The sequence below is a fragment of the uncultured Flavobacterium sp. genome (assembly GCF_963974175.1).
Lineage (GTDB): Bacteria > Bacteroidota > Bacteroidia > Flavobacteriales > Flavobacteriaceae > Flavobacterium.
On record NZ_CAXBBR010000003.1, the window covers coordinates 419189 to 435410 of the forward strand.

The following is a 16222-nucleotide window of genomic DNA, read 5'->3' on the forward strand; positions in this document are numbered from 1 at the left end:
GCAAAACACATTAAACTATTTTGATTATTTTTGATCAAAGAATAACTAATTAGTACAAGATGCCAAAATCGATACAATGTCTACTAATCCTGCTATTTTGCCTTGGATGCACCAAAGAAGATACAGAAACGAAACCTGCACCTTCTGTAACCAACTACTTCCCTCCTTTAACAGGAACCCAGTGGAAAACACAATCTATTACAAGCTTAAATTGGAATCAAGGCGCTGTTCAACCTTTATTAGATTATGTAGAACTCAAACACAGTAAGTCTTTCCTAATTCTTGTTGATGGTAAAATTGTAATGGAAAACTACTTTAATGGGCATTCAGTAACCGCTAATTGGTATTGGGCAAGTGCGGGCAAAACACTTACGAGTACGGTAACGGGAATTGCAGAGCAAGAAGGGTATTTAAACATCAATTCTAAAGTTTCAGACTATATTGGAACCGGATGGACTAGCGTACCCTTGACCAAAGAAAACTTGATTACTAATAAACATTTGTTGACCATGACTTCCGGTATTGAGGATGTTGCAAATGGAGACGATGTCACTCCAGCAAGCTTACAGTATAAAGCAGATGCAGGAACACGTTGGGCGTATCATAATGTATATGTAAAACTTCAAGATGTTGTGGCTAAAGCAACAAAACAAACTTGGAGCAACTATTTCAACACTAAACTAAGGGATAAGATTGGCATGGATGGCGCTTGGTTTGATTCTGGTAATAGTTCCGTTTATGCCAGCACAACCAGAAGCATGGCTCGCTTTGGATTACTAATGCTTAATAAAGGGAAATGGGAAAACACGATAATACTCAATGAGAACTATTGCATTGCCTCCACTACAACATCACAAAACATCAACCTAAGTTACGGCTATTTATGGTGGCTAAATGGAAAAAGCAGCTACCACTTACCGCAATCACAATTGCAATTCTCGGGAAGTATCATTCCGTCTGCACCAAATGACATGTATATGGCTTTAGGAAAAAACGACCAGAAAATTTATGTTATTCCAAGCAAGAATATGGTAGTAATAAGAATGGGAGACGGCGCCGATAATGTAAATCTGGCATTATCCGATTTTGACAATGTATTGTGGCAAAAAATCAGTGCGCTATATCAGTAACTACCTAGTGCCAAATTTTTTATAAATTGCAAATAAAAGAGTAACTAAACCAATCCCTAGGAAAGCACCATATGCAAAATCATTTTTTTCTCTAAGTATGTTTGCTAAAACAAAAGAAACTAGACTTATAAAGTAAAGATATATTGGACTAATCTTTTTCATTTCTTCTATTTAAAAAAACTATCTACAAATTCATGTTTGTTGAATACTTGCAGGTCTTCAATTCCTTCACCAACACCAATATATTTTACGGGAATTTTAAATTGATCTGAAATACCAATAACGACACCGCCTTTTGCAGTACCGTCTAATTTAGTTACAGCAAGAGAAGTTACCTCTGTAGCTGCTGTAAATTGTTTAGCTTGCTCAAAAGCGTTTTGACCGGTTGAGCCATCCAAAACTAATAAAACGTCGTGAGGTGCATCAGAAACGACTTTTTGCATTACACGTTTTACTTTAGTCAATTCATTCATGAGGTTGACTTTGTTATGTAAACGTCCTGCCGTATCAATTATTACAATATCGGCATCTTGAGCCACCGCTGACTGTAAGGTATCAAATGCCACAGAAGCGGGATCAGAACCCATGTTTTGCCTAACAATAGGAACTCCTACTCTATCAGCCCAAATTTGTAATTGATCTATTGCAGCGGCACGAAACGTATCTCCAGCGCCTAAAACTACTTTATAACCCGCTTTTTTAAATTGGAACGCAAGTTTTCCGATGGTGGTTGTTTTACCAACACCATTTACACCTACTACCATTAAAACGTATGGTTTTTTATCTTTTGGAATTACAAATTCTGTTGCTTCACCTGTATTGGTTTCAGAAAGCAGACCTGAAATTTCTTCTTGTAGAATTTTATTGAGTTCTTCAATACCTAGATATTTGTCAGCCGCAACACGACTTTCAATACGGGTAATGATTTTAAGAGTAGTATCAACTCCTACATCAGAGGAAACAAGAATTTCCTCTAAATTATCCAACACAGCATCGTCAACTTTAGACTTTCCTGCAACAGCTTTACTTAACTTAGAAAAGAAAGTTGTTTTTGATTTTTCAAGACCTTTATCTAAAGTCTCTTTTTTTTCCGATGAAAATATTCTTTTGAAAAAACTCATTGTATTAACAGTGTTAGGAATGAAGCATTAGACACAATGAACTAATACCCTCTTCAGCACGGTAAAGATATAAAATAAAAAAGCTACTTCCGAATGAAAGTAGCTTTTCTATATAATGCTTTTATTAATTACTTCTTTTTCAAGAATTCATCAACTAGTTCAGGTGCCATTATAGATTCTACGAATGTATAAGCGCCAGTTTTTGGAGATTTCACCATTTTGATGGCTTTTGATAATCTCTTAGAAGATGTTTGTAACGATGCTACGGTTTTCTTTGCCATGATTCAAATGTTATTTAAATTTAAATATAATCTTCAAATGTTACCATTTGAGACTTTTATTAAAATCTCTAATTATTATTTAATTTCTTTGTGAACAGTTACACGTTTCAAAACTGGATTAAATTTCTTAATCTCTAATCTATCAGGTGTATTTTTTTTGTTCTTCGTTGTTATGTATCTTGAAGTTCCTGCCACACCACTTGTTTTGTGCTCAGTACATTCTAAAATTACCTGGATTCTATTACCTTTCTTTGCCATCTTGCTATTTTTTTTTTAGAATTTAAAGATTATTTAATAAATCCTTGTGCTTGAGCTTTTTTCAAAACTGCAGCAATTCCATTTTTATTAATTGTTTTTACCGTAGATGCTGCTACTCTAAGAGTAATCCATCTATCTTCTTCTGGAAGATAAAAACGCTTTTTCACTAAGTTAACAGAAAATTTTCTCTTAGTTTTATTCATAGCGTGAGAAACGTTATTTCCTACCATCGCTCTTTTACCTGTAAGGTCACAAACTCTTGACATTATGCTTATCTTTTATCGTTATTCAAAATCAGGGTGCAAAGAAAAGAAAAATAAACCTATAAACCAACAAAATTATAGGACATTTTTAAAAATTTCTTTCTTCAATAACTCTAAACTTTTAATCACCGCTCTATCTATCACTTTCTCACGGGGTTGGCCAAAATTATATTCTTCGACAATAACTTCATTTGGCGTTGCCAAAGCGATAAAGACAGTGCCAATTTCGGCATTTTCATCCCCTTTTGTCGGACCAGCGTTTCCAGTTGTCGCAATCGCATAATCAGTATTCATAATTTCTTTTACCCGTAAAGCCATCGCCGAAGCAACTTCTTTGCTTACTACAGAAAACTCTTTTATCAAGCTCTCAGGAATCCCTAGCACGTCTGTTTTAGCCTCCGTAGCATACGAAACGACACTACCCTTGAAATACGCAGAAGCACCCGCTATTGAAGTTAATATCGATGCAATCGCACCTCCGGTGCAACTTTCAGCAGTAGCCAGTGTTTTTTGTTGTTGTTTCAACATCTTTCCCACTAAGAACTCGATTGTTTCCTCCTCCTCAAAACCAACTATTATATCATTTATAATCGCATCTAAAGAACTAACATATTGCTCCAATGCATTTTCTAATAGTACTTTGTTCGTACCTCGCGCGGAAAGACGCAAACGAACTTTTCCAGGGCTCGGTAAATAGGCCAGCCTCAAAAACTCCGGAAGACTGTTTTCCCAATCTTCAATTCGTTCCGAAACTAGACTCTCTCCTTGCCCGTAAGTAAGAATTGTTTTATGTATAATATAGGGACGACTGTACTCTCGCACCACCTTAGGAATTATTTCGCTTTCTACCAGATATTTCATTTCATAAGGAACTCCAGGCAGCGAAATAAATACAGTGTTCTCTTTTTTCATCCACATTCCTGGAGCAGTTCCCACAGCATTGTGCAAAACAGTACATTTTGAAGGGACAAGCGCCTGATCTTTGTTGATTTGAGTAATCGTTCGCTTATAGAAACCTTCGATCATCTCAGTAACATGTACCAAAACAGATTGATTCACAACTAATTCATCTTCAAAATAATCACAAAAGGTCTTTTTAGTAACATCATCTTTTGTAGGCCCCAGACCTCCGGTAATAATCACTAAATCTACCGTGTTTTGAAGGGTTGAAAACGTATCCAGAATATGCTGTTTATCGTCGCTAATCGATATCATTTCGCTGATTTCGACTCCAATTTTATCTAATGATTTGGCTATAAAAGCCGAATTCGTATCAACAATTTGCCCAATTAAAATTTCATCGCCTATAGTAACTATGGTTGCTTTCATTTTTTTGATCTGGATTTAGGATTTGCTTTATACCTAAAATTCAACATCCAAATAATTTGAATGTTGAATTTTAGCGTTTAAAAAATAAGGATTGATGGTGCTTTACAGATCAAAATCCTTTTTTATTTCTTTGATTGCATCTTTAACCTGAGACTTTATGCTCTTAAAAGTATGATCTATATCTTTTCTTTTTCCTTCAATTTTCGTCCACGCTTCCACTTGAAGAATTTCTTCAAAGGCAACATTTAACCCCAGTAAGTCTAGAGTTGGTTTAATTTTATGCGCATAAGCATAGGCATGCTTATGATCTTTCTTTTTAATTCCTTCTTTGATTTGAGATAAATCCTCTGGAACTTCAGTAACGAACAACGTTAGAATTTCATTTACAAATTCCGGGTCATTATCTGAAAGTGCGTACACTTTTGCAAGGTTGTAGTTTAAAGCCATTATTTTACTTGTATTCTAAATAGTTTCTGTCCCTCTAAAAATCCCTCCAAAACGTCGTCTGATTTTACAGCAGCAACCCCTTCAGGTGTTCCCGTAAAAATAATATCTCCTATTTTTAATGTAAAAAACTGAGAAACATACGAAATAAGCTCATCAATTTTCCACAACATATAGCTAGAATTACTGATTTGAACTGTTTTACCGTTATTGGTTAACTCAAAAGTAAGATTTTCTAACGAACTAAATTGCTCTTTTTGTAAAAAATCTCCAATTACAGCAGAACCGTCAAATGCTTTGGCTTTTTCCCAAGGCAATCCTTTCGCTTTTAGCTTAGCTTGTAAGTCTCTAGCGGTAAAATCAATCCCTACACTAATCTCCTCATAATACTTATGAGCAAACTTTGGTTCTATGTATTTCCCAACCTTATTTATTTTAACAATAATTTCAATTTCATGATGAATATCTTCCGAAAATTCAGGAATGACAAAAGGATGTTGCTTTAATAAAATCGCCGAATCGGGCTTCATAAAAATAACTGGCTCCGTAGGCCGTTCATTTTGCAATTCTTCTATGTGGTTAGCATAATTTCTACCAATACAGATTATCTTCATCTCTTTATAGTGATTAGTAATTAGTAAATAGCCTATTTCACTATTCACCAATCAATTTACTTAGTTTTTAGTATTCAGTTTTCTAAGTTTAATTGCCGTCAAAACCTTTTTTGTATACAAAGGAAAATCTGCATTTTGTATCCAACTAAAATAGCCTGGTTCTGTTTCTAAAATTTTATCCACTTTTACTCCTTTGTGTTTTCCAAAAGCAAAAATTTCTTCATCGTCTTTATCAAATGCAATCATTCCAGCAAAATCAGCAATTTTCTTTCTTGTCGAAAACTCCGATAACGCTTTCATGTCATTTTGTAAATCCGGATAACGCTCTAACTGGGCTTTTAATATTTCATAAGTCGCCATCGTATCCGCTTCCGCTGAATGCGCATTTTCTAAACTTTGCCCACAATAAAATTTTAACGCCGCACTTAACGTTCGCTCTTCTTTTTTATGAAAAATTGTTTGAACATCAACAGAGACACTATTTTTCATGTCAAAATCAACTCCTGCACGAAGTAATTCTTCTGCCAGCAAAGGAATATCAAAACGATCAGAATTAAATCCAGCCAAATCACAGTCTTTTATCATGATATGAACTTGTGAAGCCAACTCCTTAAAAGTAGGCTCATTCGCCACTTTTTCATCCGTGATTCCATGGACAGCCGTTGTTTGCGCCGGAATAGGAATAGTAGGATTCACTAACCATGTTTTACTTTCTTTATTTCCGTTAGGAAAAACTTTGAATATTGATATTTCTACAATTCTGTCTTTCCCAACATCAATTCCAGTGGTTTCAAGGTCAAAAAAGCAAATTGGTTTATTAAGTTTAAGTTCCATTTTTTGTTTTTATTATCATACAAATGTAAATTTTAAAGCTGAGTTTCACCAATTATCAAGCATTAATTTCGTCCAAAAAAAACAAAGCTTTTTAATGCGGCAATCTCTTCTTAAAAAACAAAACCCAACAAATTTCAAAAATCTGTTGGGCTCTTTTATGTATTTATTTCAATATTACAAATCTCTGTTTATATCAAATGTTTCTAAGTATTCAGCCACTCGTTTTACAAAACCACCTCCTAGCGCTCCATCTACAACACGATGGTCGTAACTGTGAGAAAGGAACATTTTTTGACGAATTCCAATAAAATCACCTTCTGGTGTTTCTATAACTGCCGGTACTTTTCTAATCGCTCCAAGAGCTAATATACCAACTTGCGGTTGATTCAAAATAGGCGTACCAAAAACACTCCCGAATGTCCCTACATTAGTAACCGTATAAGTTCCACCTTGTGTGTCGTCTGGTTTCAATTTTCCTGCTTTAGCACGTCCACCAAGATCATTTACCGCTTTCGCCATACCCACCAAGTTCAATTGGTCTGCATTTTTAATCACAGGAACAATTAAATTACCGTTAGGCAATGATGCAGCCATACCCAAATTGATGTTTTTCTTTTTGATGATGTAATCACCATCTACAGAAATATTCAAACCTGGAAAATCTTTCAATGCTTTAGCCACCGCTTCCATGAATATTGGAGTATAAGTCAACTTCTCCCCTTCTCTCTTTTCGAAAGAATTTTTATGTTTTTCTCTCCACTTCACAATATTAGTCACATCCACTTCGATAAAAGACTGAACGTGTGCTGAAGTTTGTACTGAAGCGACCATATAACCCGCAATAAGCTTACGCATTCTGTCCATTTCAACAACCTCATCACCACCGTTTACCGAAATAGGTGCCGCTTTCTGTGCTACTGGAACTGCTGCTTGCACAACTTTTGGAGCTTCAACCGTTTTTGCTGGAGCAACAACCGCTTGGCTTCCTTTATTTTTAATGTATTCTAAAATATCATTTTTAGTAACTCTCCCGTCTTTTCCTGTTCCATTAATCTGTTCCAACTCATCCACAGAAACACCTTCTGCTGAAGCAATGTTTTTCACCAATGGAGAAAAGAACTTATCAGAATCAGAAAAATCAGCTGGTGTTGCAACGCTATCTTTAGCGGCATCAACAGTCTTTGTTACTTCGGCAACAGCCTCAGAAGTGGCAGCTGCTTTAACAACTGAAACCATCTCTCCTCCTTCGGTTTCAATAATAGCTATGGTTTGACCCACTTGAACTAAATCATCTTTACCAAATAATTGCTCTACCAAAATACCTGAAACTTCACTCGGCACCTCACTGTCAACCTTATCAGTTGCAATTTCAAGTACCGCTTCATCCGCTTCAATTTTGTCGCCTACTTCTTTTAACCAGTTTGTAATAGTTGCTTCTGCGACACTTTCTCCCATTTTAGGAAGTTTTAATTCAAATTTTGCCATATTGTTAACCTAAGAAGGCGTTTTTGTTTTCAGTTTGCGAAATTACTAAATATTTTAAACATAAATTACATTTAATGTAATTTATCACTCTAATTTTATAATCGCTCCTCTTTCATTAGAATTATCACTGCCGATAAAAAAAGCAGTGTTTTTTGGTAACACTTTAAAGGATAACCCCTTGTTTTTTAACGATTCTATAAAATTTATAATCTCTTTAAAAGAAATGCAATTGTTATCTAACAACATTTCTGTCTTAGTTCCCAACGAAATCTTTGACGAAATTACCATTTTTTCTGTTTTCAAATCGTGAAAAACCACTTTTTTTTGCAGTTTTGGCGCTATTTTGTTAATTAACTCATCACTAGAAGAATAAAAGATATAAGACTCTACTGTCTTTTTTTCTTTGGCTTGACCTTGAAACATTTTAATTAAAGAAAAAAATAGAATTCCTGCTTGCATAAAAAATGAAAAGACCTTAGAAACTTTGAAATGCTTTTTATAGAAAAACTCCATAGCTTCCTGAAACCGTTTCACATAAACCCCATCCTTAACAGTGCTTTCGCCCTTATAGTGTATCACTGTTGATTCGTGATAATAATAATTAGATTTTCCTTTCAACAGCATTCTATAGGACAAATCTATGTCGTCTGAATACATGAAACAGTTCTCATCAAATCCTCCAATTTCCAGATACAAATCTCGCTTCATCAGCATAAAAGCGCCCACCAGAATATCAACTTTCCCAGTTTCATTTTGCGATAGCTGCTGCGCATAGTATTTTCCAAGCACTTTTACTTTTGGAAACAGCTTGTACAGCCCCATCATTTTTGTAAAGGCGACAAAAGGCGTAGGAACCCCTCTTTTACTTTCCGGCAGGAAATTCCCTGCGCCGTCGATAAGCTTTACGCCCACGATTCCTATGTTGTCTTGCCTTTCGGCGAAAGCTAACACTTTTGTAAAAGTATCCCCCGCAACCATGGTATCGGGGTTCAAGATGCAAATATATTTACCCTGAGCGGCGGCAACACCTATATTATTCCCTTTTGGGAAACCGAAATTGTCTTTGTTTTCTATGAGTTTTACATTTGGAAAACGCTGCTTCATCATTTCGCAACTATCATCTTCCGAGTTGTTATCGACGACGATTATTTCGCCCTCAATATGCTCTAAAGCACTTTGTACACTTAAAACGCATAATTCTAAGAAATAGCGGACGTTATAGTTGAGGATGATTACTGACAATTGCATGTCTCAAAGATATATTTTAAGATGTAAAATCACAACGGTAAAGTAGAATACAGCAGCAATTGTCTAAATAAAACCTAATGATTCAATCCCAATTCTAATTTTAATCCCGCGAATAAATTACTTTTGAAAAACAAAAGACCGCAACAAATCTATTCCAAGTCATTGAAAAAAGCATTTTTATTAGTATCCCTATTTTTGATTAGTCAAATACATGCCCAAATTTCGGGCTGCACTGACCCGATGTCTAAAAACTTCAATCCGTCAGCGACTATAAATGATGGAAGCTGCAGCTATCGTTCGACAAAAGTAAAACCGAAGTACTCCGTCAAATTGCCAGCTGTTCTCCGCGAAACATCTGGTTTAGCATTAAGTGATAATATCCTGTGGACGACTAATGATGATACTGACACTACCATCTATGGTGTAGATACGAGCGGTTTGATTCAAAAGAAAATAGCCCTTAAAAAAGTATCTAACAAGGATTGGGAAGAGATTACGCAAGACAGCAACTATTTTTATATTGGCGACTTTGGAAATAATGTCTCGGGAAACAGAAAAGACCTGCATATTTTAAGAATTGAAAAGAACACGGTTGAAGGAAATATTCAAAAAATTGATACCATTTCATTCTCGTATTCCAATCAGACTGATTTCACGAAACTAAAATCAAACACGACTAATTTTGATTGTGAAGCCTTTGTCGTCGTAGATGACAACATCTATTTTTTTACAAAACAATGGAAGCAAAAAAGAACATCAGTATATACTATCCCTAAAACTCCTGGTAATTACCGTGCCCAACTGAAAGACAGTTTTAACCTAAAAGGGCTGATTACTTCGGCTACAATTGTAACAGAAAAAAAACTGCTTGTCCTTAGCGGATATAGTAAATCACTGTCTCCATTCATCTATTTGTTTTATGATTATGACCATTCAGATTTCTTTTCCGGTAATAAAAGAAAAATTAAAATAGCCCTTCCGTTTCATCAAATCGAAGGTATTACTACCCCAAATGGTTTGCAATATTATCTAACCAATGAAAATTTCACAAGAAAACCATTTATAGCTATACCACAACAATTGCATCAATTAGACCTAAGCCCCTATCTGTCTGAGTATCTAGGCCGATAATCCAAGTACGACTCTTTCATTTTTACAAACAAAAATCTCTTGTTACAATAAAAAGTTTTTTTACAGATCAAAGTTATCACTCCCCTTTTTTATCTAAAAAAAATCGCTTCTGCGAACAATATTCCACAATAATTACTTACATTTCTACTTGTTAAAACTTTTTTCAAACTAACAAAACCCCATGAAAAATAACCTCGGATCGATCTCTTTACTTGTAGCCTTTGGAGGCCTGGTGCTTTTTGAAGCGCTGCTACGTTTAGACATTCTAACTCATCAGGGATGGAAAATTGTCACGGCAGGTTTTGAGGCGGCGACTATTGGTGGATTTGCTGATTGGTTTGCAGTAAGCGCTTTGTTTCATGAAATTCCAATTCCTTTTGTCCGCAAGCACACGAACATTATCGCTAAAAACCGAGAAAAATTAACCGAAGGAATAGTCGATCTAGTGACTAATAAATGGCTTTCCCCGGCCGTTATTGCCGAGAAATTAAACGAAGTGGACTTAGCTAAAACTATTTTGGACTTCATCCAACAACCCAAAAACCAACAAAATGCGATTAGTCTAATTCAAAACATAGTATTAAAATTCACAAATGAATTAGACAACCCAAAATTTGCAGATGCCTTACAAAAAATACTAAGAGAGCAGATTAGCGGTATAGACCTAGCTTCCCCGCTGGGAACTTGGTTAGAAAAATCCATTAAAAACGGCGATCACCATCAAATTTGGGAGTTAATTATTGACGAAAGTTCTAAATCTATAACTAATCCCGAGACAAAAAAACTACTGCTCTCTAAGCTTAAAACTGCAGCAGAAGAATATTCGGATAAAGGATTTTTCAAAAAAGCCACCTTATTTATAGCTGAGAAAAGCGGCGGAATTGATTTAAATCTAATCGCAGATGAACTTCTTGATAAAGCAAAAGAGTTAATCTCAGAAGCAAAATCGGATGCGAATCATCCCATTCGAACCAAATTTGACAACTGGATTCTTGAATTTGCTAAAGAACTAACTTCGGGCGATGAGAAATCAACTTCCATAATCCAGAATCTAAAAGAACGCGTTATGCAACATGTGGAAGAGGAAAAACTAATACATACGTTATTGCGTCGCTCCAAAGAAACTCTTTCAGCCCAGCTAGAAAATAATGACACACCACTAATGCAATTTTTGATTTCTAAACTAAATAGCATGTTAGCCGATTTGCAAGAAGATGCAGCGGCTCAGAAAAAAATAAACATTTGGATACGTCAAACCATTTCAGAAATGTTGGTAAAATTCCATAGTGAAATAGGAAATATGGTTCGCTCCAGCATGATGAAGCTCAACAATAAAGAATTGGTTGAGCAAATTGAAGATAAAGTCGGCAATGATTTGCAATACATTCGCTTGAATGGTGCTGTTGTGGGTGGTTTAGTTGGTATTGTACTTGCTTTATTGAAATTGCTTTAAGTTAGAGGCAAAAACATCACACAAACGATGACCGTTGACTCGCAAGATTGATCGAATCTCCTTAAAGTGGCTGAATTAGAGAAAGTTCTTCTTTCCAAATAATTTTAACCTAAAAATAATAAACTACCTTTGCACGGTGGTTTTTTTTTGGCGTCTAATAATTAGCAATTTAAGTAGCCTTTATACAGCAAAAAAAGCCCTAATCATAACAAATACATCTAGTTACACGCATGAATTACTTATCAGTTGAAAATATCTCGAAATCCTACGGAGAGAGAACTCTTTTTGAAAACATCTCTTTTGGGATTAGTAAAGACCAGAAAATTGCCTTTATAGCCAAAAACGGTTCGGGAAAAACCACCATAATGAGTATCATTAATGGCTTGGACGAATCAGATACTGGACAGGTGGTTTTGAGAAAAGGAATCAAAATGGCTTTCTTGTCTCAAAACAACAATCTACAGGACGAACTAACCATTGAGGAAAGTATTTTCGCCTCAGATAATGAAACGTTAAAAGTAATTGAAGCCTACGAAAAAGCATTGGAAAACCCAGAAGACGAAGAAGCCTACCAAAAAGCTTTTGACGGAATGGATCAACACAATGCATGGGATTTTGAAACCCAATACAAGCAAATTTTGTTCAAACTAAAGTTGGAAGACTTCAAACTAAAGGTGAAAAACCTTTCGGGTGGACAGCAAAAACGTTTGTCTCTAGCTATTATTTTGATCAACCGTCCTGACTTATTAATTCTGGACGAACCTACGAATCACTTGGATTTAGAGATGATCGAATGGTTAGAAGCTTATTTTGCCAAAGAAAATATCACCTTGTTTATGGTAACGCACGACCGTTTCTTTTTAGAGCGTGTTTGTAACGAAATCATCGAACTAGATAATGGAAAATTATATTCATACAAAGGAAACTACTCTTACTACTTAGAGAAAAAAGAAGAACGCATTGCTTCCGAAAATTCAAGTGTGGACAAGGCTCAAAACCTTTTCGTAAAAGAATTAGAGTGGATGCGACGTCAGCCAAAAGCGAGAACGACTAAATCTAAATCGCGTCAGGATGACTTCTATGACATTAAAGAAAAAGCACAAAGTCGCCGTAAGGAAAACAAGGTGGAACTTGAAATCAACATGGAGCGTATGGGAAGCAAGATTATCGAGCTTCACAAAATCTCCAAAAAATTCAAGGATCATGTGATCATGGATAATTTTAGTTACGACTTTCAACCGGGAGAGCGTATTGGAATCATCGGAAAAAACGGAACAGGAAAATCAACTTTTTTGAACTTATTGACCGGATCACTTCCGCTTGATGGTGGAAAAGTGGTGATTGGTGAAACCATAAAAGTAGGTTATTATACTCAAAGCGGGATTAACCCAAAACCGGGACAACGTGTAATTGATGTGATCAAGGAATACGGAGAATTTATTCCGTTGATGAAGGGAAGAATGATTTCGGCCTCACAATTATTAGAACGTTTTCTTTTTGATGCCAAAAAACAATATGATTTTGTAGATCGATTGAGCGGTGGGGAATTGAAACGTTTGTACTTGTGTACTGTTTTGATTCAGAATCCTAACTTCTTGATTCTCGATGAGCCAACAAACGATTTGGACATTGTTACGTTAAATGTATTAGAAAGTTTCTTGCTTGACTATCCTGGATGTTTACTAGTGGTTTCTCACGATAGGTATTTCATGGATAAAATTGTAGATCACTTATTTATCTTTAGAGGTGATGGTGTGGTCGAAGATTTCCCTGGAAACTATTCTGATTTTAGAGCCTACGAAGACAGTACAGATGTGGCTCAAAAAGAGGAAAACAAAGCGGAGAAGAAAGACTGGAAACAAAACAACCCTACAGGGAATTTGACTTTCAACGAGCAAAAAGAATATCAGAAAATAGAAAAAGAAATTAAGGATTTAGAAGTTCAAAAAATTGCAATCGAGCAATTATTCACGGACGGAAAAGTACCAGATAACGACATATCAAAAAAAGCAAAAGAACTCGAAAATATCAACAATAAAATTGAAGATAGAGAAGAACGCTGGTTTGAACTGAGCGCAAAGATTGAGGGATAAAAAAGCCCTTCTTTTGTATTATGTACAACCCCAACACTTTTAGCAGTAATGCTAGAAATGTTGGGGTTTGTTTTTTTATATAAAAACCCAACCTCCCAGAAATATTACTCACGCTACTCATATACGCACTAATGCAAGCTACGACCGTAAACAGAGACAAACTTTCTCGATTTAAAAGACAAGAAGCATTAAATACAAATTCGCAGAGAAATCAAGAGCTTCTTTTATCACTTTTGGAAAAAGAAATAAAAGAAAGTACATTGTAACCCAATTAAGCAAAAACGATTATGGTACTACTTTCAAAATGGATAGTAATCCTGTTTGGATGTTTTTTAATTAGCGCTGGTTTCCTTATGCTTTTTTACCCATCAAAGGCAAGAGCAATTATAGGTAAAGCTGGTAGTACAAATTTCATCAATTACGCCGAAATTACAATTCGGATGATTCCGGCTGCAGCATTGATAATATATGCAGATTTTTCAAAATATCCAGAAGTGTTCTCAGTACTAGGTTGGTTTATAATCACTACTTCACTTGTCCTATACCTTGTCCCAAGAAAAATACATCATGCCTATGCAGTCTATTGTGCTGCGTTTTTAAAGCCAAACCTGATCAGGCTGACTTCTCCTTTTTCGATACTCTTTGGTTCGTTTCTTATTTTCTGCGTCCTTTAAATTTATCCATACGAAATTAGTAATGAGAGGTACAAAAAATCCGTTTTTTTTAGCCCAGAAATTCTCCTATATTTACACCTTTATACTCTCTTAAAAAATCTTCTTTTTTTGACTGATATCTAATTAAAGCATGCTATTCCAAATCAAATCTTATCTAAAATTCCTTTGGCACTCTAAGAATGAGCATGCCGTACACTCCCCTTTTGTATTCACTTTGATTACAAAATGTTTTTACGACATTAAGCCAAAACCGGAATACCAGCTTTTAAAAGACTATCGAAAGGCACTTTTAGAAAATAAAAACACAATTGAGGTTACTGATTTTGGCGCTGGTTCTAAAATCTTTAAATCCAATAAAAGAGAAATCGCCAAGATTGCTAAAACAGCCGGAATAACACAGAAACGAGGGGAATTATTGTTTCGAGTTAGTAATTATTTTCAAGTAGACGCTGTTTTAGAAATAGGCACTTCATTAGGATTAGCAACATCTGTAATTTCTTTGGGAAACCCGAAAGCACAAATAACGACACTTGAAGGTTGTCCAGAAACATCAAAAATTGCCCAAGAGCAATTAGAAAAATTTGGTTTAACCAATGTAGAATTTGTAGTAAGTGAGTTTCGTAGTTATTTAGAAAAAGCGAATACTTCAACGCAGCACTTTTCCTTAATCTATTTCGACGGCAACCATCAGAAGCAGGCAACATTAGACTACTTTGAACTTTTATTGCCCACAATAACTAATGATACGGTATGGGTTTTTGATGATATACACTGGTCTCCAGGAATGGAGGAAGCTTGGGAAACGATAAAAAAACACCCAAAAGTTACAGTAACTATTGATACGTTTCAATGGGGGTTTGTTTGTTTTAGGTATGAACAACCAAAGGAACATTTTACCATAAGAGTTTAATCCATAAAAAAAGACAGCCATCCCTGACCGTCTTTTTTTCAACATGAATTAGTAAAGCCTTATTGCTTAGCTTCTTTCATTTCTTCAGATTTAGCACCCATTCTGTTAACTTTTAACAGTGGACCAAATTTGAATTTTAAACCTGCAATTTCTTTGTTATCAGAAGAAGAAAGACCTTCTTTTTCAACAGTATTTTTTCTACTATCTAATGCTTCATACATCAATTTAACTTCATCCCAGTCTTCACGAGAATAGTTGTCTTTATTATCTTCAGCAGTATGAATAAATTGTCTGTATACACTAAGGATGTTATCCTTATTTACCCAGTCAAAATTCATATCGTCACCAATTTTTCCTTCACCAAACAATGAATTTCTCATTTGTTGTTTAGAATTTGGAGCTGAAGCTTCCATCTCTGCTTTCATTCTAGCTTGCAATGCAGCATATTTTGCTCTACTTGCTTCGATTTTTGCTTTTGCTTCTTCGCTTTCTTTTAAATCTGAAAGTGCTGTTTCCGCTTGGCTGCTTCTTACTTCATAAGTAGCTTCGATTGCAGACCAGTTTGCTTTAGCATCTTCTGGAGCTACATTTTCTAATGAGTCAACATAAACAACATAAGATTCAACTGTTTTGTTTGCTGCTTCTGTTTTTTCGTCTTTACAAGATGTAAATCCTAAGGCTATAACTGCCATTCCTAATACTAAATTTGTACTTTTCATAATGTTTGATTTTATATTTATTAAATATTATAAAGCGAATGTACAGCGGATTGTATTGCATTCAATATAAACATGTTAATTATATAAACAATTCCTAAAATTGTGAAATAAATTGGAATTAACACCAGATCCAGAGCAACGAAGCAGCATAACATTCACCTATTTTCCAACTATTCGTCCATAAAACGGCTACTATTACAGCGAGTAGTCAAGGCGCTCTATATTATAGTGTAGT

At 35.3% G+C, this 16222-nt stretch carries 17 protein-coding genes; 6 read left to right on the forward strand and 11 right to left on the reverse strand.

Features of this window, described 5'->3' with window-relative positions:
* Positions 1–59: 59 nt before the first annotated feature.
* The gene (locus AAC069_RS06950; RefSeq protein WP_339919761.1) at positions 60–1130 is read left to right on the forward strand and encodes a serine hydrolase; all 1071 of its coding nucleotides are present in this window, start codon (positions 60–62) and stop codon (positions 1128–1130) included.
* 167 nt (positions 1131–1297) lie between these two features.
* On the opposite strand, the gene ftsY is transcribed toward AAC069_RS06950, so the two are convergent.
* The 10 genes from ftsY to AAC069_RS07000 form a co-directional block, all read right to left on the reverse strand.
* A complete protein-coding gene (ftsY, locus tag AAC069_RS06955) occupies positions 1298–2251 on the reverse strand; it encodes a signal recognition particle-docking protein FtsY (protein ID WP_091090431.1) in 954 nt (317 codons plus the stop codon).
* Between the two features lie 128 nt (positions 2252–2379).
* On the reverse strand, positions 2380–2532 hold the full coding sequence (locus tag AAC069_RS06960) for a DUF4295 domain-containing protein (RefSeq protein WP_091090435.1): 153 nt from the start codon (positions 2530–2532) through the stop codon (positions 2380–2382).
* A 75-nt stretch (positions 2533–2607) separates the two neighbouring features.
* Complete coding sequence (rpmG, locus tag AAC069_RS06965; RefSeq protein WP_016988713.1) at positions 2608–2790, reverse strand: 50S ribosomal protein L33; 183 nt, start codon at positions 2788–2790, stop codon at positions 2608–2610.
* A gap of 29 nt (positions 2791–2819) precedes the next feature.
* Complete coding sequence (gene rpmB, locus AAC069_RS06970) at positions 2820–3056, reverse strand: 50S ribosomal protein L28 (protein ID WP_007138096.1); 237 nt, start codon at positions 3054–3056, stop codon at positions 2820–2822.
* 72 nt (positions 3057–3128) lie between these two features.
* The gene (locus AAC069_RS06975) at positions 3129–4382 is read right to left on the reverse strand and encodes a CinA family nicotinamide mononucleotide deamidase-related protein (RefSeq protein ID WP_339919762.1); all 1254 of its coding nucleotides are present in this window, start codon (positions 4380–4382) and stop codon (positions 3129–3131) included.
* A 102-nt stretch (positions 4383–4484) separates the two neighbouring features.
* On the reverse strand, positions 4485–4829 hold the full coding sequence (locus AAC069_RS06980) for an Hpt domain-containing protein (protein ID WP_091090440.1): 345 nt from the start codon (positions 4827–4829) through the stop codon (positions 4485–4487).
* Positions 4829–5440, reverse strand: a complete 612-nt coding sequence (locus tag AAC069_RS06985; RefSeq protein ID WP_339919838.1) for a fumarylacetoacetate hydrolase family protein — start codon at positions 5438–5440, stop codon at positions 4829–4831. The genes AAC069_RS06980 and AAC069_RS06985 overlap by 1 nt, the downstream gene beginning before the upstream one ends.
* 60 nt (positions 5441–5500) lie before the next feature.
* Positions 5501–6274 (reverse strand): 3'-5' exonuclease, encoded by a 774-nt coding sequence (locus AAC069_RS06990; protein ID WP_339919763.1) that lies wholly within the window; start codon positions 6272–6274, stop codon positions 5501–5503.
* Between the two features lie 174 nt (positions 6275–6448).
* Entirely contained in the window at positions 6449–7759 is a 1311-nt protein-coding gene (locus AAC069_RS06995; RefSeq protein ID WP_339919764.1) for a dihydrolipoamide acetyltransferase family protein, read from the reverse strand.
* A gap of 84 nt (positions 7760–7843) precedes the next feature.
* Complete coding sequence (locus AAC069_RS07000; protein WP_339919765.1) at positions 7844–9007, reverse strand: glycosyltransferase family 2 protein; 1164 nt, start codon at positions 9005–9007, stop codon at positions 7844–7846.
* Between the two features lie 123 nt (positions 9008–9130).
* Between AAC069_RS07000 and AAC069_RS07005 the strand changes: the two genes are divergently transcribed.
* The 5 genes from AAC069_RS07005 to AAC069_RS07025 all read left to right on the forward strand — a co-directional run bounded on the left by AAC069_RS07005 (position 9131) and on the right by AAC069_RS07025 (position 15268).
* The gene (locus tag AAC069_RS07005; RefSeq protein WP_339919766.1) at positions 9131–10138 is read left to right on the forward strand and encodes a T9SS C-terminal target domain-containing protein; all 1008 of its coding nucleotides are present in this window, start codon (positions 9131–9133) and stop codon (positions 10136–10138) included.
* A 181-nt stretch (positions 10139–10319) separates the two neighbouring features.
* Entirely contained in the window at positions 10320–11591 is a 1272-nt protein-coding gene (locus AAC069_RS07010) for a DUF445 domain-containing protein (protein WP_339919767.1), read from the forward strand.
* Between the two features lie 230 nt (positions 11592–11821).
* Positions 11822–13684 (forward strand): ABC-F family ATP-binding cassette domain-containing protein, encoded by a 1863-nt coding sequence (locus AAC069_RS07015; protein ID WP_339919768.1) that lies wholly within the window; start codon positions 11822–11824, stop codon positions 13682–13684.
* A gap of 287 nt (positions 13685–13971) precedes the next feature.
* A complete protein-coding gene (locus AAC069_RS07020; RefSeq protein WP_339919769.1) occupies positions 13972–14358 on the forward strand; it encodes a hypothetical protein in 387 nt (128 codons plus the stop codon).
* Between the two features lie 130 nt (positions 14359–14488).
* A complete protein-coding gene (locus tag AAC069_RS07025; protein ID WP_339919770.1) occupies positions 14489–15268 on the forward strand; it encodes a class I SAM-dependent methyltransferase in 780 nt (259 codons plus the stop codon).
* Between the two features lie 59 nt (positions 15269–15327).
* Here the strand turns inward: AAC069_RS07025 and AAC069_RS07030 are convergent, their stop codons facing one another.
* On the reverse strand, positions 15328–15987 hold the full coding sequence (locus AAC069_RS07030) for a hypothetical protein (protein ID WP_339919771.1): 660 nt from the start codon (positions 15985–15987) through the stop codon (positions 15328–15330).
* Positions 15988–16222: the final 235 nt, after the last annotated feature.